19 protein-coding genes and 1 pseudogene are annotated in these 19617 nt (G+C 73.0%); 15 read left to right on the top strand and 5 right to left on the bottom strand.

Annotation, left to right across the window (positions count from 1 at the left end; genetic code table 11):
- Window positions 1–176 precede the first annotated feature (176 nt).
- Together NHG27_RS18400 and NHG27_RS18395 are read right to left on the bottom strand one after the other, a co-directional pair.
- Window positions 177–1223 (bottom strand): diacylglycerol kinase catalytic domain-containing protein, encoded by a 1047-nt coding sequence (locus NHG27_RS18400; protein WP_497017278.1) that lies wholly within the window; start codon window positions 1221–1223, stop codon window positions 177–179.
- Between the two features lies 1 nt (window position 1224).
- Window positions 1225–2262 carry an SPFH domain-containing protein gene (locus NHG27_RS18395; RefSeq protein WP_497017277.1) on the bottom strand — a complete coding sequence of 346 codons (1038 nt, stop codon included), beginning with the start codon at window positions 2260–2262 and terminating at the stop codon, window positions 1225–1227.
- Between the two features lie 97 nt (window positions 2263–2359).
- Here NHG27_RS18395 and NHG27_RS18390 point away from each other — a divergent pair, with 97 nt between their 5' ends.
- The 5 genes from NHG27_RS18390 to NHG27_RS18370 all read left to right on the top strand — a co-directional run bounded on the left by NHG27_RS18390 (window position 2360) and on the right by NHG27_RS18370 (window position 10300).
- Complete coding sequence (locus tag NHG27_RS18390; RefSeq protein ID WP_497017276.1) at window positions 2360–3145, top strand: NUDIX hydrolase; 786 nt, start codon at window positions 2360–2362, stop codon at window positions 3143–3145.
- Between the two features lie 108 nt (window positions 3146–3253).
- The gene (locus tag NHG27_RS18385; RefSeq protein WP_497017275.1) at window positions 3254–3724 is read left to right on the top strand and encodes a VOC family protein; all 471 of its coding nucleotides are present in this window, start codon (window positions 3254–3256) and stop codon (window positions 3722–3724) included.
- Between the two features lie 218 nt (window positions 3725–3942).
- Entirely contained in the window at window positions 3943–5238 is a 1296-nt protein-coding gene (locus tag NHG27_RS18380; protein ID WP_497017274.1) for an inorganic phosphate transporter, read from the top strand.
- On the top strand, window positions 5235–5516 hold the full coding sequence (locus NHG27_RS18375) for a hypothetical protein (RefSeq protein ID WP_193719774.1): 282 nt from the start codon (window positions 5235–5237) through the stop codon (window positions 5514–5516). Before NHG27_RS18380 ends, NHG27_RS18375 begins: the two co-directional genes overlap by 4 nt.
- A gap of 269 nt (window positions 5517–5785) precedes the next feature.
- Window positions 5786–10300, top strand: a complete 4515-nt coding sequence (locus NHG27_RS18370; protein WP_497017273.1) for a DUF5979 domain-containing protein — start codon at window positions 5786–5788, stop codon at window positions 10298–10300.
- Between the two features lie 28 nt (window positions 10301–10328).
- Here the strand turns inward: NHG27_RS18370 and NHG27_RS18365 are convergent, their stop codons facing one another.
- Together NHG27_RS18365 and NHG27_RS18360 are read right to left on the bottom strand one after the other, a co-directional pair.
- Window positions 10329–11450 (bottom strand): threonine aldolase family protein, encoded by a 1122-nt coding sequence (locus NHG27_RS18365; protein WP_497017272.1) that lies wholly within the window; start codon window positions 11448–11450, stop codon window positions 10329–10331.
- A gap of 47 nt (window positions 11451–11497) precedes the next feature.
- Complete coding sequence (locus NHG27_RS18360; protein WP_497017271.1) at window positions 11498–11833, bottom strand: YchJ family protein; 336 nt, start codon at window positions 11831–11833, stop codon at window positions 11498–11500.
- A gap of 17 nt (window positions 11834–11850) precedes the next feature.
- Here NHG27_RS18360 and NHG27_RS18355 point away from each other — a divergent pair, with 17 nt between their 5' ends.
- From NHG27_RS18355 to NHG27_RS18345, 3 genes are all read left to right on the top strand, one after another.
- Window positions 11851–12132 (top strand): hypothetical protein, encoded by a 282-nt coding sequence (locus tag NHG27_RS18355; protein WP_497017270.1) that lies wholly within the window; start codon window positions 11851–11853, stop codon window positions 12130–12132.
- Window positions 12133–12211: 79 nt separating this feature from the next.
- A complete protein-coding gene (locus tag NHG27_RS18350) occupies window positions 12212–13153 on the top strand; it encodes a DUF3560 domain-containing protein (RefSeq protein WP_497017269.1) in 942 nt (313 codons plus the stop codon).
- Between the two features lie 203 nt (window positions 13154–13356).
- Window positions 13357–14073, top strand: coding sequence for a hypothetical protein (locus NHG27_RS18345; RefSeq protein ID WP_497017268.1), 717 nt, complete (start codon window positions 13357–13359; stop codon window positions 14071–14073).
- A gap of 24 nt (window positions 14074–14097) precedes the next feature.
- Here the strand turns inward: NHG27_RS18345 and NHG27_RS18340 are convergent, their stop codons facing one another.
- Window positions 14098–14349 carry a hypothetical protein gene (locus NHG27_RS18340; RefSeq protein ID WP_497017267.1) on the bottom strand — a complete coding sequence of 84 codons (252 nt, stop codon included), beginning with the start codon at window positions 14347–14349 and terminating at the stop codon, window positions 14098–14100.
- Between the two features lie 147 nt (window positions 14350–14496).
- On the opposite strand from NHG27_RS18340, the gene NHG27_RS18335 reads away from it, so the two are divergent.
- The 7 genes and pseudogenes from NHG27_RS18335 to NHG27_RS18305 all read left to right on the top strand — a co-directional run bounded on the left by NHG27_RS18335 (window position 14497) and on the right by NHG27_RS18305 (window position 19612).
- Window positions 14497–15360 (top strand): hypothetical protein, encoded by an 864-nt coding sequence (locus NHG27_RS18335; protein WP_497017266.1) that lies wholly within the window; start codon window positions 14497–14499, stop codon window positions 15358–15360.
- Between the two features lie 332 nt (window positions 15361–15692).
- A pseudogene (gene nrdH, locus NHG27_RS18330) lies at window positions 15693–15945 on the top strand (glutaredoxin-like protein NrdH).
- Between the two features lies 1 nt (window position 15946).
- Window positions 15947–16969, top strand: a complete 1023-nt coding sequence (locus NHG27_RS18325; RefSeq protein ID WP_497017265.1) for a toprim domain-containing protein — start codon at window positions 15947–15949, stop codon at window positions 16967–16969.
- Entirely contained in the window at window positions 16966–17397 is a 432-nt protein-coding gene (locus tag NHG27_RS18320) for a DUF192 domain-containing protein (RefSeq protein ID WP_497017264.1), read from the top strand. The genes NHG27_RS18325 and NHG27_RS18320 overlap by 4 nt, the downstream gene beginning before the upstream one ends.
- A 44-nt stretch (window positions 17398–17441) precedes the next feature.
- Window positions 17442–17894 carry a Cro/CI family transcriptional regulator gene (locus NHG27_RS18315; RefSeq protein ID WP_497017263.1) on the top strand — a complete coding sequence of 151 codons (453 nt, stop codon included), beginning with the start codon at window positions 17442–17444 and terminating at the stop codon, window positions 17892–17894.
- 11 nt (window positions 17895–17905) lie between these two features.
- A complete protein-coding gene (locus NHG27_RS18310; RefSeq protein WP_497017262.1) occupies window positions 17906–18931 on the top strand; it encodes a zeta toxin family protein in 1026 nt (341 codons plus the stop codon).
- Between the two features lie 291 nt (window positions 18932–19222).
- Window positions 19223–19612 (top strand): DUF3800 domain-containing protein, encoded by a 390-nt coding sequence (locus NHG27_RS18305; RefSeq protein ID WP_497017261.1) that lies wholly within the window; start codon window positions 19223–19225, stop codon window positions 19610–19612.
- Window positions 19613–19617: the final 5 nt, after the last annotated feature.

Raw genomic sequence — 19617 nt, 5'->3', positions numbered from 1 at the left:
CCGGGTTGTGAAGACTTCGACATCTCCACTAAGCCCGGAGGTCCTCCCTTCAACAACCGGAACTGACACCAACCTCCTGGCCGGGTACACCTAGGCGGCTCAGGGGCGGTCGCCCGCGCTGACCGCGGGGCGGCGCACCCGGGCCGAGGCGTCAGGCCCCGGCCGGCCCGTAGCCTTCACCCCACGACCAGCCGCAACCGGTTCTCCCCGACGCGCACCGTGACCTCCTGGCCCCACGACGCGACGAGCCGGTCTGACTCGACACCGTCGCCGAACACCACGAGCTGGTCGGACTCGACCGTGAGCCGGAGCTCGCCGCCCGCGTCGAGCAGCCCCTCGGTCAGGTCGGCACCGGTCGCGGGCGACGGCCACGCCTCGCGCACGAACCACGCGAGCGCCGGGTCGGTGGGGCCGGGGAGCCGGCGCCCGCCGCGCTCGCGCGCGATCGACGCGCACCAGCCCGTGGCCCCGGCCCCCGTCGCGACGATGACCCCCGACGAGGACTGCCTCTCGGACCTGACGGGTCGGCGGCTCGTGCCCCGACGGCCTGCCGCGTCGCCCGGGCCGTCCGTGGCGATCCGGTAGCGGGCCGACTGGTGCGACGGGTGGCCGACGAAGACCTCGTTGAGCGCCGTCAGGACCTGTCCGTCGTCGAGCGACGCCGCGACCGTGGTGAGGTCCTCGGTCCGCAGGCCGAGCGCGTGGCCCGGGGCGCCGTCGTCGGGCCTGCCGGCCCCGCGCCCGCCAGCCGTGCGCCCGCCAGCCCCGCGTCCGCCCGCCTCCGGAGCGGCCGTCCCTGCGCGCGTCGCGCGTCCCGCGCGTTGGAGGAGCCCGACGGCCGTCGGGACGTCGAGGCGGACCAGCGCCCCCGCGTTGGTCCCCGGCTCGGGGTCGACGCCCAGCACGGGCTGGTCGGTGAGGTACTTCGCGACGTTCGCGACGAGCCCGTCCTGCCCGACCACGACCACGACGTCCTCGGGGGCCACGAGGAACCGGCCGAGGTCCGCGCGTTCGACGTCGGCCCGCCGCCAGCCCTCGGGGATCGCCGCCACGACCCGGGCGCGAGCCTCGGTCACGGTGTCGTGCCGCTCCTGGACCGCTTCGAGCGTGCGGCCGCGCGTGCGGAGGAAGAACTCGGCCTGGCCCCTGGTCGCGTGCCGGTCGAGGAGCTCGTCGAGCTCGGTCCGCCGGTGGACGACGACCACGCGCCGCTGGAGGGGCATCTCAGGCTCCGCGCTGGCCGGGAGCGGCGCTCCCGTTCGCGGCGCCCGCCCCCGTGAGCGCGGCGAGCGCCCCGCTGAGCAGGTCGGGCGTGATGGTGAGGCTGCCGATCTTGGGCAGCGCACCCGCGAGGTCGCGCATCGCCACGGCCAGGATGGTCGACCGGTCCATGCCCTCGTAGACGTCCATCACGGTCCGGAACTTGGCGTTGTTCGCCTCTCCGAGCCGCCGGATCTCCTCGGCCTGCGCGAGCGAGGTCAGGTCGCGACGCTCGGCCGCCGCCCGGGCCTCGACGAGGGCGGCAGCCGCCGTCTCCTCGGCCTCGCGCCGGGCGTTGGTCCCTTCCTGCGCGACGAGCTGCTCGCGCCGCGTCGCGAGCTCGATCTGGCTCGCGAGCTCGTTCTCCGAGATGGTGCGCTCGCGCTCGACCGCGAGGGCCCGCCGCTCGTACGTCGACCGGTCGGCCTCGGCCTGGACGTGCTCGCGCAGCGGGGTCTGGAGGGCGCGCTCGACGTCGCCGTCCGGACGGACCGCGAGCACGTGCACCCCGAGGACCTCGATGCCGGTCGAGGCCAGCCTGGCGTCCGTCCCCAGGGCCTCGACGAGCTGGGCCCGGACCTGGCTCACGCCCTGCTCGAGCGCGGTCGTCAGGGGCACGGCCGCGAGGTGGTCGATCGCGTGGCTCTGCGCGAGCTGCCCGATGATCGTCGCGACCTGGTCCCGGCCGGTCGTCGTGGCGGCTCCGGTGTCGGGGTCGATCCCGAAGTCGAGCCGCTGCGCGACGACGGCCGGGTCCGCGAACCGGTAGGTCACGTTGACCTGGACCGTGACGTCCTGGTGGTCGCGCGTCGTGGCGTGGAAGAGGACTGGTAGCTCCTGGTCGTCGACCGGGACCTCGCTGAGGACCGAGGTGCCGGGGCGGAACCAGAAGGCCTGGCCGATCCCGCGGTGGGCGACCCGCCCTGCCTTGAGATGGATCACGGCGCCCGTGGGGCTGCCGAGGAAGTGCCGCAGCCAGGGGTAGCGCTTGATGGTGGCCATGGGAGGCTCCGTCCGTCGTCGGTGTTTGTGTCACATTGACGATAAGCCTGGATCGTCTTTAGCGTCAACCTGACGATAAGAAGGTAGGGTGGGCAGCATGAGCAGCCCCACGCACCCGCACGCCGACACCCCGGCCTCGGCCGCCCGGATCCCCGTCACGGTCGACGTCGTCGCGCTCACGGTCCGTGACGGCACGCTCCAGGTCCTGCTCGTGACACGGCTCCTCGACCCCTTCCGCGACCGCCTCGCCCTGCCGGGCGGGTTCGTGCTGCCCGACGAGTCCCTGCCGCAGGCCGCCACCCGGGAGCTCGCCGAGGAGACCGGCGTCGGGGTCCCGGGCCACCTCGAACAGCTCCGCACCTACGGGCCGCTCGGCCGCGACCCGCGCGGCCCCGTGCTGACCGTCGCGCACCTCCTGCTCGCCCCCACCTACGGCCTGCCGACCGCGGGCAGCGACGCCGCGCAGGTCGGCTGGTACCCGGTCGAGGAGGCGCTCGCGGACCCCGACGGGCTCGCGTTCGACCACCACCGCATCCTGCGCGACGGCGTCGAGCGGGCCCGCGCCAAGCTCGAGTACTCGACGCTCGCCACCGCGTTCTGCGGACCCGAGTTCACGATCGCGCAGCTCCGCGCGGTCTACGAGGCCGTGTGGGGCACGCGCCTCGACCCCCGCAACTTCCACCGCAAGGCGGTCGGGACCCCCGGGTTCCTCGTCGAGACGGGGGAGTCGACGTCGGGCGGGACCGGTCGGCCGGCCGCGCTCTACCGGCTCGCACCCGAGGCGCAGCGCTCCGCCGGGGCGGGCGACGTCGTCGGGCAGGACGAGGCGCCCGCCTCGGTGCCCGCCGTCCTCAACCCGCCGCTCATGCGCCCCGCGGGCTGAGGACGGGGGCCTCCCGGCCCGGATGCGGTGTCGCACCCCGCCGCTAGCGTGGGAACGACGCCCCGGCACCGTCGTCGGGACGAGCCAGCCCGGACAAGGAGCACGACGATGAGCGACCCGACCGGCACCACCCCCAGCCCTGCCCGCACCGACGCCACGACCCCGCGCGGCCTGACGACCGTGAGCCTCTGGTCCGACGACGTCCCCGCGGCAGTCGCCTGGTACACCGAGGTGCTCGGCGTCGCGCCGTACTACGTCATGCCGCCCGCACCGGCCCCGGCCGCGTACGTCGAGTTCCGGGTGGGCGACTACCAGCACGAGCTCGGGATCATCGACCGCTCGTACGCACCCGCGGGGGCTGCGACGGCGCCCGGTGGTGCGGTCGTGTACTGGCACGTCGACGACGTCGCGGCGACCTACGACCGCCTGCTCGCCCTGGGCGGCGCCGAGTACCAGCCGGTCACCCCGCAGGGAGACGGCGGGTTCGTGACGGCGGCCGTCGTGGACCCGTTCGGGAACGTCCTGGGCGTCATGGAGAACCCGCACTACCTCGCGGTCCTGGAGGGGCGCGAGGGGTGAGCTGACGGGGGCGCCCGGTGCGACCCGAACCCGGTCGCCCGCGGTCCGTGGCCCGCGCCGGACGCCCCCGGAACCGTCCGGGATCCGAGCCGGAACAGCCCGCCAGACGGGCCGCACAGGACCTTTTCGAAGGACCTTCGAACGCCAGATGAACACCAGGTGAACAGTCGTCGAAGACTCGCCGACTTGGTCTTGAAGCCTGTCGCGGAGACTCCACCATGGATGACGTGACCGAGACGATCCTGCTCGCGCTCGTGGTAGTGACGGCCCTGGCCTTCGACTTCACGAACGGCTTCCACGACACCGGCAACGCGATGGCCACGTCCATCGCCACACGTGCCCTCAAGCCCAAGACCGCGGTAGCGCTGTCTGCAGTCCTCAACCTGGTCGGGGCGTTCCTGTCCCTGGCCGTCGCGGCGACCATCGCCAAGGGGATCGTGGACTCGAACGTCATCACCCTCGAGGTGGTGCTCGCCGGTCTGGTGGGTGGCATCACCTGGAACCTGCTGACCTGGTTGCTGGGCATCCCGTCGAGCTCGTCGCACGCCCTCATCGGTGGTGTCGTGGGCTCCGTCCTGGCCGCGGTCGGGACGAGCGGGGTCCTGTGGACCGGGGTCCTGTCCAAGGTGATGATCCCCGCCCTGCTCGCCCCCGTGATCGCGATCGGCGTGGCCGCGCTCGGCACGTTCCTGGTCGCGCGCATCACCAAGGACCTGCCGCAGGACACGACGAGCCGCGGCTTCCGCTGGGGCCAGATCGGCTCGGCCTCCCTGGTCTCGCTCGCGCACGGCACCAACGACGCGCAGAAGTCGATGGGCATCATCCTGCTCGCGCTCATCGCGGGCGGCGCGGTCCCGGCCGACTCGGGCGTCCCGTTCTGGGTCGTCCTGGCCTGCGCGACCTTCATGGCCCTGGGCACGTACCTGGGCGGCTGGCGCGTCATCCGCACCCTGGGCAAGGGCCTGGTCGAGATCGACTCCCGCCAGGGCATGGCCGCCGAGACGTCGTCGGCCGCGGTCATCCTCCTCTCGAGCCACTTCGGCTTCTCGCTGTCGACGACGCACGTCGCGACCGGCTCCATCCTGGGCTCGGGCGTCGGCATGCCGGGCGCGAAGGTCCGCTGGGGCGTCGCGGGCAAGATGCTCGCCGCGTGGGGTCTGACGCTGCCGGCTGCCGGCATCGTCGGTGCGCTCTGCTTCTGGCTGCAGGACGCGATCGGTGGCGTGGGGGGGACCGTCGCGGTCTTCACCGTCCTCATCGGGACCTCGCTCGCGATCTGGGTCGCCTCGCGCCGCAAGCCGGTCGACGCCTCGAACGTCAACGACGAGTGGGACGGCGAGGGTGAGACCGTGGTCGACGCCGCCGAGTCCTTCACGGCCGTCGCCGTCGAGGTCACGGCCGAGGCCGAGGCCACGATCGCCGCGACCAAGGCTGCTGCGGACGCCGACGCGGCCTCCACGGCGAACGCCGCTGACCCGACCACCGCCACCCGCCGCGAGGGAGTCCCCGCATGAGCGAGCTGATCCAGTTCGACGCACTGCTCCAGGTCCTGGTCGCCGGCGCGCTCGTCGGCGCCGGTCTGCCCGCGCTCTTCGCGCTGGGCGTGCGCCTGCTCAGCGCGCCCGCTGCGGCGGCGACGCTCGCGGTGGAGGGTGCGCCGTCGGGCACGGACGCCGGCCCGACGGCGGCACGCCCCACGGGCCTTCGGCGCGCCGCCGCGATGCTGTGCTTCGGCGTCGTGCTGGCCGCGTGCGCCGTGGGGATCTGGTTCCTCGCGTCCGGCGGCCACTGACGGCTCCTGCTCCGCACGACCCCCCTGAGGCCGCCCCGTCGTTCCACGACGGGGCGGCCTCCGTCGTCGGGTCGCCGGTGCCGCACCGTGCCGGCGCCCCCGCTTCGGGGTGCCTATACACCGGGGTCGGGTGAAAGCCGCGCACCTCTGACGCCGTGGCGCGCGAAAACCTGGTGAAGGTGACGCACGTCACTCTCGGCTGTCGTCATCCTGCCCATCTGCCCGGGTCTTCCGAGTTGGACACCTGTTCAACTCACCGGGAGAACCTCATGAGCACCCCCCGCCGGGCCCGCGGAACCCGCAGCCCCCTCAGCAGGGTCGTCGCGGCCACGACCGCCGCCATTCTGGCGCTGACCGGGGCGGTACTCGTGGACACCGCCGCGACCGCGCCCGCGTCCGCGTCGCAGCTCCCGCAGTGCCCGGCCCCGGGGCAGATGCCGGGCGTCGGCAACGTCCCCGCCTTCACCGACTCGAACGTCGCGGTCTACGTGGGCGGCGACTTCTCCGCGACGGGCGCGGCCGCCGAGTCCGAGGGCCTGCTGGTCGTCATGGGCGACGCGACGTTCCAGAAGGCCTCGCAGGGCGTGTACAACGTCGGGACGGCCGGGGCGGGCTCCCAGATCACCCCGCCCGGAGGGACCACGATGCTCGCGGTGGGCGCACGCCTGACCGTGGGGTCGACGACCAAGCTGCACGTGGGCATGAACGTCGACGGCGACGGCAACGTCGACGTCGGCGGGACCGTCACCAGCACGCACCCGATCGACACCAACGGCGGCGCCGTGCGGCCGGGTCTGGGGGCCGAGGCCGTCGCACCCTACGGCGACTTCGGCAGGGTCGTCCGCCAGCAGTCGGCGGACCTCGCCGCAGCACATCCGACGCCTGCCCGGATCGAGCGCTCGGGCAAGAAGGTCTCCTTCGCGGCGGACGCCTCCGCCTCCCTGCACACCTTCACGGTCGAGGCCTCCGCGCTGACGTCCCTGGGTACCAAGGTCGAGGTCGACTTCACGGGCGTCGGCCCCGACGCACCGATCGTGGTCAACGTGACCGGCGCGGACGCGACGATCGACCTCGGCACGGTCCGGTTCGACGGCACGCAGGTCAACGGTCTGTCCTCCCCGGGGATCGGCAACGCGTCGTCGCGGATCCTGTGGAACTTCGTCGACGCGCGGACCGTCACGATCGGCCAGAACGACCACTTCCTGGGGACGGTCCTGGCGCCGTTCGCGGACGCCACGCTCAGCACCAGCACGAGCGGTCGCCTCTACGTCGGGGGAGACCTCCGGGTCGTGGGCAACGGGATCGAGCACCACAACTACCCCTGGATCGGGCCCGGCGCGTTCGCGTGCGTCCCGGAGAACACGGGCACGTTCACGGTCACCAAGCGCGTGGTCGGCGACGCGGAGAGCCGCGTGCCGGACGCCACCTCGTTCACGGTGGGCTACTCCTACACCGACGGTGGTGCCCAGGTCACGGGCGACCTGGTCGTGGCGGCCGACGGTCGCCTCGTGAGCGGCCCGGCGCACCTGACGACCGGGACGGTCGTCACGCTCTCCGAGCCCACGCTGCCGACGATCCCCGGCGTCGCGTGGGGCACGCCGTCGTTCAGCCCCTCGGACGAGATCACGATCGGCGAGGGCGGGAGCGTCGCGGTGACCCTCACGAACACCGCACGAGTGCAGCAGGGCGGGTTCTCGGTGCGCAAGGCGATCGACGGGGACGCGGCCGACCTGGTGCCGGCGGGCACCGAGTTCACCGTGGCGTACTCGTACGAGCTGGCCGGCGCGCCCACCTCGGGCACCCTCCGCGTGGGCGCCGACGGGACCGTGCAGGCCGGGCCCCAGGACCTCCCCGTCGGATCCGTCGTGACGTTCTCCGAGACCGACCTGCCGACCGTGCCCGGCGTCGTGTGGGGCGCCCCGGTCTTCACGGTCGACGGGAAGCCCGTCACGTCGGTCACGATCGGTGACGGCGGCAACCCCACCGTCACCGTCACCAACACCGCGCACCCCGTCGTGGCGCCCGTGGGCGGGTTCTCGATGAAGAAGGTGGTCACCGGGGCGGCAGCCGGCCTGGTGCCCGCAGGCACCGAGTTCGGCGTGTCGTACTCCTACGAGGTCGACGGCGCCCCGACGTCGGGCACGGTCACGGTCGGGGCCGACGGCGCCCTGGTCGCAGGTCCCCAGAACCTTCGCGAGGGAACCCTCGTGACGTTCGCGGAGCTCGCGCCGCCCACGGTCGACGGCGTCGTGTGGGCCGCGCCCGTCCTCACGGTCGACGGGAAGCCCGCCACGTCGCTCGTGATCGGCGACGGCAGCAACCCGGCCGTGACCGTGACCAACGGGGCGGACCCTGCCGCCACCCCCGTGGGTGGGTTCTCGGTGCGGAAGGCCGTCACCGGGGAGGCCGCCGACCTGGTGCCCGCGGGCACCAGGTTCACGGTGGCGTACTCGTACGAGCTGGCCGGTGCGACGGCGTCGGGCACGCTCACGGTCGGCGCGGACGGCGCCGTGACCACGGGCCTCCAGAACCTTCGGGAGGGGACCCGCGTGACGTTCGGCGAGGTCGACCTCCCGTCGGTCGACGGCGTCGTGTGGGGTGCACCCGCCTACTCGGTCGGCGGGCAGCCCGTCTCGTCGATCGTGATCGGCGACGGCACGAACCCCGTGGTCACCGTCACGAACACCGCGACCGACGAGCCCGCGGGCGGCTTCTCGGTGCGCAAGGCGGTCACCGGGACCGCGGCAGGCGCGGTGCCGGCGGGCACGACGTTCACGGTGGCGTACTCGTACGAGCTGGCCGGTGCGCCGACCTCGGGCACGCTGACCGTCGGTGCGGACGGGACGGTGCGGGAAGGCCCGCAGAACCTGCCCGTCGGGACGGTCGTGACGTTCCGCGAGCTCGCGCCGCCCACGGTCGGCGGCGTGGTGTGGGGCGCTCCCGTCTTCTCGGTCGGGGGCCGGCCGGTCACGTCGGTCACCGTCGGTGACGGCGGCAACCCGACCGTCACCGTGACCAACACCGCGACCGCGGTCGTCGTGCCGACGGGCGGGTTCTCGATGGCCAAGACCTTCCGTGGTGCGGCCGCCGCGGCGGTGCCCACGGGGACCGAGTTCGCCGCGACCTACGAGTACACGATCGACGGCGTCACGACCGGTGGGACCCTGCGCCTGTCCGGCGACGGCACCGTGGTCGACGGCCCGCAGCACCTCGTCGCGGGCACGGTCGTCAGGTTCGGCGAGCTCGCGCCCCCGGAGGTCGTGGGCGTCGCGTGGGGCACGCCGGTGTTCTCGGTCGCCGGGACGCCGGTCACGTCGATCACGATCGGTGACGGCGCCAACCCGACCGTGACCCTGACCAACACGGCCGACGTCGCCGTGGGCACGTTCTCGATCGCCAAGGTCGTCCAGGGCGACGGGGCCGCCCTGGTCCCGGCAGGGACCGCGTACACCGTGGAGTACGCGTACGGGCTCGGCGCGCAGACCGTCACGGGCACGCTCGCCGGCCTGACGGTCGGCGCCCCGGTGTCCTTCCCCGGCAACCTCGTGGAGGGCACGGTCGTGGAGCTGCGCGAGGTGGACCTTCCCGACGTCGAGGGCGTGGTGTGGGGGACCCCTGTCCTCAGCCATGACCGGGTCGTCGTCGGGAGGGACCGGACGGTCGAGGTCACCCTGACCAACACCGCGGGACGGGCGCCCGCGGGCGGCTTCGCCCTCGTCAAGGACGTCGTCGGCGAGACCGCCGACCGGGTGCCCGCCGACAGCGAGTTCACGGTCGTGTACGCGTACGACCTGGGCGGGACGTCGACCACGGGCGCGCTCACGGTCGCGGCCGACGGCACCGTGGTGGACGGCCCGCAGAACCTCCCGGTCGGGACGGTCGTCACGTTCTCGGAGGCCGACCTGCCCGCGGTCGACGGCGTGGTGTGGGGCGCCCCGGTGTTCAGCCCGGCCTCGGTCACGATCGCGGACGGCGGGAGGCAGACCGTGACCCTGACGAACACGGCCGGGGCCGAGCCCGCGGGTGGCTTCTCGATCCGCAAGGTCGTCGCGGGCTCCGGTGCGCAGGGTGTCCCGGCGCGGAGCCCGTTCACGGTCGCGTACTCGTACGGGCTCGACGCCCAGGTCGTGACCGGGACCGTGCAGGTCCTGGCCGACGGCACCGTGGTCGACGGTCCGCAGGACCTCCCGGTGGGGACGGTCGTGTCGTTCTCGGAGGTCGACCTGCCCGCGGTCGCGGGGGTCGTGTGGGGCGCCCCGGTGTTCAGCCCGGCCACTGTCACGATCACCGAGGGCGAGAGCACCACGGTGACCCTCACCAACACCGCTGACGTCGTCGCCGCGCAGGTCGGCGGCCTCGCGGTCGCCAAGGCGGTCGTCGGCCCGAACGCCGCCAAGGTCCCCGACGGCACCGAGTTCACGGTCGCGTTCTCCGCGACCGTCGACGGCGAGCGCACCGAGGGCACCCTGCGGCTGCGCGCCGACGGCACGGTCGTCGAGGGCCCGGCGAACCTCCCCGCGGGAACGGTCGTCGAGCTCGAGGAGGTCGACCTCCCGGACGTCGACGGCGTGGTGTGGGGGACGCCCGTCTTCATGGTCGACGGCGAGGACGTCACGTCGGTCACGATCGGCCCCGGTGAGGTCGTCGACGTGACCCTCGTCAACACCGCGGGGGCCGGGCTGGCCGTCACCGGGTCCGGGGCCGTGGGGATCGCCGCGACGGCCCTGCTGCTGGTCGGCGGAGGCGCGCTGCTCCTGGTGGGTGCGCGACGCCGTCGGGCCTGAGCCGGCCGTGCCCGGGGCAGGCGCGCGGTCAGGCCTGCCCCGGGGCCTCCTCCAGGGCCGCACCGACCGCGGTCGCGAACGCGTCGACGTCCTCGGTGGTCGTGTCCCACGAGCACATCCAGCGGACCTCGACGCGCTCGTCGCCCGTGACCGGGTCCGGGGAGGCGGCGGCCCAGTCGTAGAACGCGAAGTCCGCGCGCAGGGCCTCGGCCGCGGCGCGCGGGAGGACCGCGAACACGGCGTTGGCCTGGGTGGTCTGGGAGAACGCGAGGCCCGACGGCGCCGCGTGCGTGCCGCCGTCGGGCGCCTCTCCCTCGCTCGCCGCGGGCGAGAGCGCGGCCCGCAGGCGCGCGGCCATCGCGTTGGCGTGCGCCGCGCCCGTGCGCCACAGGTCGTCCTCGAGCAGCGCCGTGAGCTGCGCCGAGACGAAGCGCATCTTGGACGCGAGCTGCATGGTCATCTTGCGGACGTGGTCGACGCCCTGGACGGCGTCGGGGTCCAGGACCACGACGGCCTCGCCGAACAGCAGACCGTTCTTGGTGCCGCCGAACGACACGACGTCGACACCCACGTCGGTCGTCGACTCCCGCAACGACACCCCCAGTGAGGCCGCCGCGTTCGCGAGCCGGGCACCGTCGAGGTGGACGCGCATCCCCGCCGCGTGCGCGCGGTCGCTGATCGCGCGGATCTCCTCGGGCGAGTAGACCGTGCCCAGCTCGGTCGCCTGCGTGATCGAGACGACGAGCGGTTGCGCGCGGTGCTGGTCGCCCAGGTCGCCCACGAACCGGTCGACCGCGCCCGGCGTCAGCTTCCCGTCCGGTGCGGGGACCGTGAGGAGCTTGATCCCGCCGACGCGCTCGGGGGCGCCGTTCTCGTCCTGGTGGACGTGCGCGTGCTCCGACGTCACGACCGCGCCCCAGCGCGGCAGCATCGACGTGAGCGCGACGACGTTCGCGCCCGTCCCGTTGAACACCGGGTACGCCGTGGCCTGCTCGCCGAAGTGGTGGCGGACGACCTCCTGGAGACGCCCGGTCCACGGGTCCGCACCGTAGGACCCGGCGTGGCCCACGTTCGCCGCGGTCAGGGCCGCGAGGACCGCCGGGTGGGCCGGGGCGTAGTTGTCGGACGCGAACGAACGGGTCTGGGGCACCCGGTCAGGGTATGCCGAGCACGACGTGGCCGTCCGCGGGGGAGTGGTCAGCCCCGGTGCGCCCCGTCCACGTAGTACCAGCGCCCGCCCTCCCGGACGAACGTGCTGACCTCGTGCAACGATCCGCGCTCGCGCGACTCCGCAGACCGGAAGCGGGCCACGAACTCCACGACGCCCGTCCGGTCGAGCGGGCCGCCCGCGCTCGTCGAGACGATGTCCAGGCGGCGCCACGTCACGTCGTCGTCGAGCTCCAGCTCCGCGGGCCGGGTCGAGGGGTGCCACGTCGCGAGCAGGTAGTCGACGTCGCCGACCACGAACGCCGCATAGCGCGAGTTGTTGGAAGGGCACACAACGGCCGGAGACCACCGGCCACCCGACACCAACGCAAAGGAGGGCCCCCGTGGCTCAGAACACCATCGCCGCCCAGGACGCGAGCCGCGCGTCGTTCGAGGCAAGCATCGAGGCTGCCAAGCGACACGCGGAGCGCACCGGCGAGCCGCTGAACGACGTGCTGGACCGCCTGGACCGCGCCGACGCGACGACCGTCCCCGCGAACCACCCGCTGATCAGCGCTGACAAGGCGCACCTGGCCCAGCGCATGCGCGGCGCGCTCTGGATCGACCCGAACGGGCGCCGCACGATCAACGCCCCGCGCCGCACCCTGCGCGAGCTGCTCGCCTGACGTGCCCCGGTGGGCCGGAGAGGGAAACCCCCGGCCCACCGGCTGGCCCACCAGAACCACACGCGAGCAGGAGCGAACCATGCTGACCATCACCCACACCCGCGAGGCGGGAACCCTGATCGACGGCACCGAGCGCGGCGACGGCACCAACGTCGTGCTCAAGGCGCACCACTGGCGGTTCAGCCGCAATCTCGGTACCTGGTACGTGCCGCAGTCGCGCGACCGTGCCGCCAAGGTGCGCGCAATCGAGACGGCCGCGGCCGCGCTGCGCGAGGCCGGCTACGACGTCGAGGTCACCATCGACGACACGGCCCGTCCGGCCGCTGTCGTAGAGGCCGACAAGATCGCCCGCCAGGCCGCCCGCGCCGACGCGCTGGCGGCCAAGGCCGACCGGAAGGCGGGCGCGGCGGATGCCGCCTACGCGCGGCACGAGGCCGCCGTCGAGCGTCTGCCCGAGGGTGGGGAGCCGATCAAGGTCGGCCACCACTCCGAGAAGCGCCACCGTCGCGACACCGAACGCGCCTGGTCCACGCTCGGAACCGCCGTCCACGCCCAACGCGACGCCGACGCCGCCCAGGTGGCGGCAGCGACCGCCGCGGCGACGACCGGCGCCCGGTACAACCCCGTCACCGTCGGAAACCGCATCGCCCGGCTCGCCGCCGAGATCCGCAAGTACGAGCGCGAGCTCGTCGCGCCGGTCTACGACCCCGACACGGGATACCGGCCCGCGACCGAGCACGAGCAGGCACGGCGCCGACGTCGCCTCGAGCCGGCGATCGCCGAGGCCCGCGACAACCTCGCGCACTGGGCGGGCGTGCGCGCCCAGCAGATCGCCGACGGCGCCGTCACCGACTACGGGCCGCACAACGTCGCCAAGGGCGACGAGGTCAAGATCGGCCACTGGTGGCGCCGCGTCGCCCGCGTCAACGGCAAGTCCGTGAGCGTCGAGACCGACTACTCCTGGACCGACCGCGCCCCGTGGCACGAGGTCACCGACCACCGCGCAGCCCAGACCGCGTGACCAGCAGCCAGGGCGGGCCACGACCGGCCCGCCCTGGCCCAGCCCGCACCGACACGAGGAGAACCGCCATGACGACCGCCACCGCACCCCGAACCCGTAGGCTCACCCGTACCCGCCGCGCCGCCGTGGGGGACTTGCCGCCCCCCACACCCCCCGCCTCCGGTGCGGCGCACGACCGCCTGCAACCCCGAGGTGCCCCACCCATGACGACCCGCCGCGTCGACGCCCTGCCCGACGAGCACGCCGGCCCGATCCTCGACCTGCTCGACCGAGTGCGCGCCGCCGCGACGCCGCCTGCCGGCGATGGGGGAGCGTGGGCCGCGGCCGAGGCCGGACAGGTCCGCGTGCGCACCGGGTACAAGGCCGCGCGGCGGACCCTGTCCGCCGGGCAGTACGCCGCGCACACCCTGCGCCTGCTCGCCCTGGCCCAGCCCGAGGCTGAGCGTGAGCCGTGGACCGACGCCCTGGCGCACGCCGGCGAACCGATCGGCTCATGGGACTGGGACGTGCGCATGCAAGGCGCCCTCGACCTGCGCCGCACGTTCAAGGACCAGCCCGAGCCCCTGCCGGAAAGCGTGCGCCCGGCCCGTCTCGTGGCTGCGTGGCTCACCCACGCCAGCGGCACCGGACTCGTGCCCGTCACCGCCCGCCTCGCCGCTCACGTCCTCGAGCTCGAACCCGCCGACGACGTCCTCGCCGCGGCCTGGTACGCCACCCATGGCGACCGGCTCCTCGCCGAACTCACCGCCCACGGCACACCCACCAGCGGCGCGGCCGACGTCGACGAGGCGCACCGACGTGCACTGCTGCGCACCGCCGTCCGGGGCCTCTATCGCGCCCAGCTGCTGACGAAGGTCGAACTCGCCGCCCGCGCTGGCATCACCCGCCGCACGCTCGACGCCTGGCTCGCACAGGGCTGAGCCGCCTCGCTGAGCGAGTCGACCTCACCGCTTGGTTCGCGGACGGCCAGCGCCACGCCGACGATCTTCGATCCCATCTAGGGACTCCGCGGTCCACACCGGGCCGCCGTTGAGCTCGCCGGCCGGATCGGGTAGCCAGTCCACCCCGCGGTGCCGGGCCGTGCGCAACGAAACCGGCGAGACGCCGAGCCGCTGAGCCAGGCGCGCGCTGTCGTACAGCCCGCGCGGCCCAGGCCCCGGATCAACCGGCCCAACGGGCTTGGATTCCTTGCTCATCTGACCACGCTAACAGAACCAAACCGTTCTGTTTCTGCTAAACTAGAACGCAAGCGTTCGGATATCGGAGGCATGATGAACCACTCTCGTGGGCCCCTTGCTCTCGCCGGTTCGGTGGTTCGGCCCGCACGGGCCACGCCTGAGCCGATGGCGGCTCAGCAGGCGGCCGAGACCTACGAGTCGTTCCCGCGCTGGCCCGTCGTCCTCCTCGCCGCCGGCGCGTTCGTCGCCATCTGGGGCGGGTGGGTGGACCTGGGCCGGATGTCAGGCTTCGGGCCGGTGAACCTGCTCCCGGGAATCATGGACCTGACCGTGAACCTCGCGATCACACTGCCTCTGGGCATGGAGGTCTACGCCGCGTTCGCCCTGGGCGTCTGGCTCACCCACCGCAACATCCGACCTACCGCGCGATCGTTCGCGGGCTGGTCGGTCCTGGCCTCTCTCGTGATCGGAGCCGCAGGGCAAATCACCTACCACCTGCTCCACGCTGCCGGCATCGAGCGAGCGCCCTGGCAGGTCGTCGTCGGCGTTGCGTGCGTGCCCGTCGCCGTCATGGGTATGGGCGCCGCGCTCGCCCACCTGCTCGGCGTGCGCCGTCCCCGTCCGGTCGCAGCTGAGACGGGCGACCCGATGACCGACCCGGCGGCGGCCGCGCCGCTCATGGAGACAGGCGCGACAGCCGAGGAGGCCGTGGAGGTCGAGCCGGTGGAGGCCGAGCCTGTCGCTGAGCCGGTCGAGCCCGTCGAGGTCGGGGCGGTCGGCGCGGGCCGTGCGCTGGTCCAGGCGAGTGGTGATCTGGACCCACGCACGATGTCAGCTGACCAGCGTGACGCCCTGATCCTCCAGCTTGCACGTGAGGCGCGTTCCGAACGGGACCTCGCCCAGCGGGTGCCATGGTCGCGGTCGACGGTGAACCGGGTCCTGCGCAAGCACGACGTCGTCCTGAACCAGCCCGCGAACCAGCCCCAGATGCAGTGGGCCACGGACCGTGGCGAGACGGTCGTGGCGTGAACCCCGGTGCCCTGCGACGGAGCGCCGCGCACGATCTGGCGCAGCCCTGCGGGCCGCGGCTGACGAGCGTTCTGAGTCTTCGGTCCGTCCCTGGCTCCGAGTGTGGCCGGCCGTCCCAGGGCGCAAGTCGGCTCCGCTGCGCTACGGCCCGCCCGGGTGGAAAGTCCCCGGCTGCACTCGCTGCGCTCGTTGAGCCCGCCGAGGACTGTCCACCCGTCCGGGCACCCCGACTCGCTCGCTGCGCTCACGCCCTGCGGGTGCGTCCTGGGACGGCTACCGGCCAAACGCTCCGCTTGCAGGGACGGTCCGAAAAACGACGTGGGGGAGGCATCATGGCCAGCCAGCAGGTCAAGGTCACCGTGTACAGCAAGCCGGCGTGCGTCCAGTGCGACGCGACCTGCCGGGCGCTCGACAAGAAGGGGATCGAGTACTCCGTGGTGGACATCAGCACCAACGACGACGCGCTCGAGCGGGTGCGCGCGCTGGGGGTACCTCCAGGCCCCGGTCGTCGTGGCCGGCGAGGAGTCGTGGAGCGGCTTCCGGCCCGACCAGATCACCGCCCTCGCCGCCCGCCAGGAGGCCTGACATGAGCGTGGAGCTCACCCGTGAGCGGGTTGTGGCGATCAACGCCGCGGCGTGGGAGTACTGGCGCTGGAACGCGAACCAGGACGAGGACTGGACCCGGGGCTACCTCGCCCGGCGCGGGCTGCGCGGCTTGCAGGCCGGGTACGCGCCCGAGGGATGGGCCCGGCTCGTGGGGCGCATGCGCGGCCGCGGGTACGGCACGGACGAGCTCGTGGCCGCCGGCCTCGCGTTCCGCACCGACAAGGGCCAGGTCGGGGACGTGTTCCGTGACCGGCTGGTCCTGCCGTATCGCGACGAGGCGGGCGCGATCATCGGGTTCACCGCCCGCCGCAACCCCGCGGCCGACGACGCCGACGACGCACCGGCGAAGTACCTCAACACCACGACGACGCTCGCGTTCGACAAGAGCCGGGACCTGTACGGCATCGACCCGGGCGCAGTGCGCCGGATCCAGGCCGGTGCGCGGGCCGTGTTCGTCGAGGGAGCCCTGGACGTCGAGGCCATCCGCCGCACCGGGTCGCCCGTCGTCCCGCTGTCCGGGTGCGGCACCGCGCTCACCGCGACCCACCTCGAGCGCGTGCGTGCGATCCACTCGGGCGCCGTCGCGCTGGCGGTGTTCGCGTTCGACGCCGACGCCGCCGGCCAGGCGGCCGCCGTGCGCGCGTGGGACCTGCTGACCGACGACGAGGCCGGCACCGCCGGTGCCCTGGTCCTGCCCGACGGGACCGACCCCGCCCAGCTCCTCCAGGACGGCCACGGCCAGGCCCTCGCCGAGCGCCTGGCGCACCCGCAGAGCCTGGTGTCCGTCGTGGTCGACGTTGTCCTGTCCCGTCATGACCTGACGACCGTCGAGGGGCGCATCAACTCGCTCCGAGCCGCGGCCGCGCTCGTCGCGCGAATCGCGGATGTGCCGTTGTCTCGCGTCGGGGCGCAGCTGCACGCTCGCCTGGCCCCGCACACCGACCTCGGTGTGATCGCTGGCGAGCTCGCGATCGCCCGCGCCGAGCATCAGGCGTCCCGATGAAGCCTCGACGCGCCACAGCCCTGGGTGGTGCCCTGATCCTGAGCGCGTGCAGCACCCAGCAGCCCGAGGCCACGGTCGAGGTCGGGGGAGAGGTGTTCGCGGTCGAGGTCGCGGACACCGCCAACGAGCAGAAGGAAGGTCTGGCCGGCCGCGAGGAGATCCCTGCCGGCACCGGGATGCTGTTCCCGTTCGCAGAGCGCGCCGAGCACCAGATGTGGATGGCCGGCATGCAGGTCCCGATCGACGTCGCCTGGATCGATGATGACCGCGTGATCGGCGTAGCGACTCTCGACCCGTGCACCGAGGTCGACCAGACGACCTGCCCACGGTCGACAGCACCGGGCCCGGCGACGGCGCTGCTCGAGGTCCCAGCCGGAGCCCTGGCCGACGTCGCCGCTGGCGACGTGGTGGCACTGCGCGAGCCCTGATAGACCATGCGATATAAGATGCCTAATGAATGGAGGTGGTGAGCGTGTCGACCATCGATCAGCCCACCGTGGAGGAGCTGCGCCGGCTGCGTAGCCGGCGATCGGTCACCGAGCTGTCCTACCAGCGGACGCTGCGCGCGCTCGCGACGAGGATGACGCAGAGCGAGCTGGCTGCCGAGCTGCACGTGACGCAGTCCGCGGTGAGCCAGGCGCTGAAGACCGCGCGGGCCGTGGACGACGTCCGGCCCGGGTTCTCCGGGGCGAGCCCGTACGAGATCGCCCAGCGGTACGCCGCGGGGGAGCTGGACCGTGACCGCGCGCTGGAGGAGCTCGTGCGCTGGCCGTATGACCCGATCGCGCGCAGTGACGGGTACGACGCCCTGGTCGTCGACGCGCCCGGGACGCACACGCTCGAGGAGGTCGTGCGCGCCTACCGCGAGGGCCTGATCGACCAGGACATGTATGTCGCGGTGGGCCAGGCGCACCAGACGAACTAGGCTCCCAGGCCGTGACGACGGCCGCCGAAGTTGACCGCCATGCCCAGACAGTCCGGGCCCTGTCGGCACCCGGTGCGCCGCTGTCGCGCGAGAGCCCGCACGCCACGATCGCGAACCCGGCCTGGTTCTTCACCCCCGGGATGCCCACCCCGATGCGCGAGGAGCTGCACCAGCAGATCCTCGGCCGCTTCCGCGCCACGATGGAGAACGAGGTCGCGCACGACAAGCGCGCGATCGTGCTCGCCGGGCCTCCCGGCGCCGGGAAGTCACGGATCCTGGACGAGCTGATAGGCGCGCCTGGCAGCGAGAGCCGGCGGCGGTGGCTCGAGGTCGACCCCGACGAGATCAAGACCCAGCTCCTGGACGCGGCCGCGGCCGACGGGTCCTACGAGACGTTCATCAAGCCGCCCGCGGTGCGCGAGCTCGAGGCCCAGGGGGAGCGGTTCTTCCCGCTCGACTTCGCCGCGCTCGTGCACGAGGAGTCCTCCGCGCTGGCCAAGGTCGTGCGCGAGGAAGCGATCCGCGCCGGCGCCAACGTCGTCATCGACTCGGTCCTGTCCAAGCCGGACGCCGCCGTCGAGCTCGGGCACCAGCTCGAGCGTGCCGGCTACCGCGTCGACGTCGTCGACGTCGAGGTGCCCTACGACGTGTCGGCCGCCAGGATCGCCCAACGCTGGCGCGAGGCCTACACGAAGGCGCTCGGCGGTGAGCACGAGTACCGCCACGGCGGCCGCTGGGTCCCCGAGGACTACGCCCGCAGCGTGTACGCGGGGGAGGGGGCCCGCGCCATCTCCCAGGAGTCCGCCGAACGCCTCGCGCATGAGTGCGGCAACGTCACAAGCTTTCGCCGCTACTGGACACCCACCAAGGACCGCCCGCGGGTGACCGAAGTCGACCAGGTCCGAGGGCAAGGTGGTGCTTTCGTTGATCGACGTGCGGCAGACGCTGCTCGCGCCGCTCGTGTCAGCTTCCCGGCCCCCCAGGCGCGTCCCACGCCACCCGTCTCGAGGCCCGGGCCTCCAGAGATCGGGCGCTAGGCATGGTCGGGGAGAGCGTCCCGCGCAAGGCCCCGCCACCGCGCTGACATGGGCGGAACGAGCGCGACCGCTACCGCTCTAGTGGTCCCATCCTCGCTAACGGTCCGGCTTCCACAAGATGTTCGCCAGACTCATCCGTGAATCAAAACTGGATCCGAAGCCTTCGGAACGCTAGACTCCTTCTCGGTAGCGACTTCTGAGACACGGAGCACGCGCCACTACGAAGAACCCACGTCCTCGGACGTGGGTTCTTGCGTTACACGGCGGTCCTGGTCGTGGAGGATGTACTCCATGCTGATCGCCTATCTCGACGAGTTCGGACACATCGGCCCGTACATCGAGGATGGTCACCCCCGCTTCGGTCAGCACCCCATCTTCGGCTACGCCGGGTTCATCGTCCCAGTCCAGCACGCCCGCAGGCTCGGCGCGGAGTTCAAGCGCGTCAAGACCGCCCTGTTCAAGACCGAGATCGACCAGTCGACCGTGCCTGCCCAGTGGGAGCGCAAGGGCTCGGAGTACTTCTCCACCGGCTCGATCGCCAGACACCCCGAGCAGATCCGTGCCTTCAGGGGTCTCATGCGACGACTCGAGGGCCTAGGTGTACCCGGCCAGGAGGTTGGTTACAGCCTGCTGATCGGGGGTTGGCCGTCGAGGGCTTGGTGGCGACGGTGGGTGTTGTAGTGCTC

It is taken from the genome of Oerskovia sp. 140933, assembly GCF_059651515.1.
The sequence above is the reverse complement of the archived record's forward strand: the minus strand, read 5'-3'. Positions and strand labels throughout refer to the sequence as shown.

Coding starts and splice junctions, on each gene's coding strand:
- NHG27_RS18400 (WP_497017278.1), bottom strand. CDS start 1,223: ATGCCCCTCCAGCGGCGCGTGGTCGTCGTCCACCGGCGGACCGAGCTC.
- NHG27_RS18395 (WP_497017277.1), bottom strand. CDS start 2,262: ATGGCCACCATCAAGCGCTACCCCTGGCTGCGGCACTTCCTCGGCAGC.
- NHG27_RS18390 (WP_497017276.1), top strand. CDS start 2,360: ATGAGCAGCCCCACGCACCCGCACGCCGACACCCCGGCCTCGGCCGCC.
- NHG27_RS18385 (WP_497017275.1), top strand. CDS start 3,254: ATGAGCGACCCGACCGGCACCACCCCCAGCCCTGCCCGCACCGACGCC.
- NHG27_RS18380 (WP_497017274.1), top strand. CDS start 3,943: ATGGATGACGTGACCGAGACGATCCTGCTCGCGCTCGTGGTAGTGACG.
- NHG27_RS18375 (WP_193719774.1), top strand. CDS start 5,235: ATGAGCGAGCTGATCCAGTTCGACGCACTGCTCCAGGTCCTGGTCGCC.
- NHG27_RS18370 (WP_497017273.1), top strand. CDS start 5,786: ATGAGCACCCCCCGCCGGGCCCGCGGAACCCGCAGCCCCCTCAGCAGG.
- NHG27_RS18350 (WP_497017269.1), top strand. CDS start 12,212: ATGCTGACCATCACCCACACCCGCGAGGCGGGAACCCTGATCGACGGC.
- NHG27_RS18345 (WP_497017268.1), top strand. CDS start 13,357: ATGACGACCCGCCGCGTCGACGCCCTGCCCGACGAGCACGCCGGCCCG.
- NHG27_RS18340 (WP_497017267.1), bottom strand. CDS start 14,349: ATGAGCAAGGAATCCAAGCCCGTTGGGCCGGTTGATCCGGGGCCTGGG.
- NHG27_RS18335 (WP_497017266.1), top strand. CDS start 14,497: ATGGCGGCTCAGCAGGCGGCCGAGACCTACGAGTCGTTCCCGCGCTGG.
- NHG27_RS18325 (WP_497017265.1), top strand. CDS start 15,947: ATGAGCGTGGAGCTCACCCGTGAGCGGGTTGTGGCGATCAACGCCGCG.
- NHG27_RS18320 (WP_497017264.1), top strand. CDS start 16,966: ATGAAGCCTCGACGCGCCACAGCCCTGGGTGGTGCCCTGATCCTGAGC.
- NHG27_RS18305 (WP_497017261.1), top strand. CDS start 19,223: ATGCTGATCGCCTATCTCGACGAGTTCGGACACATCGGCCCGTACATC.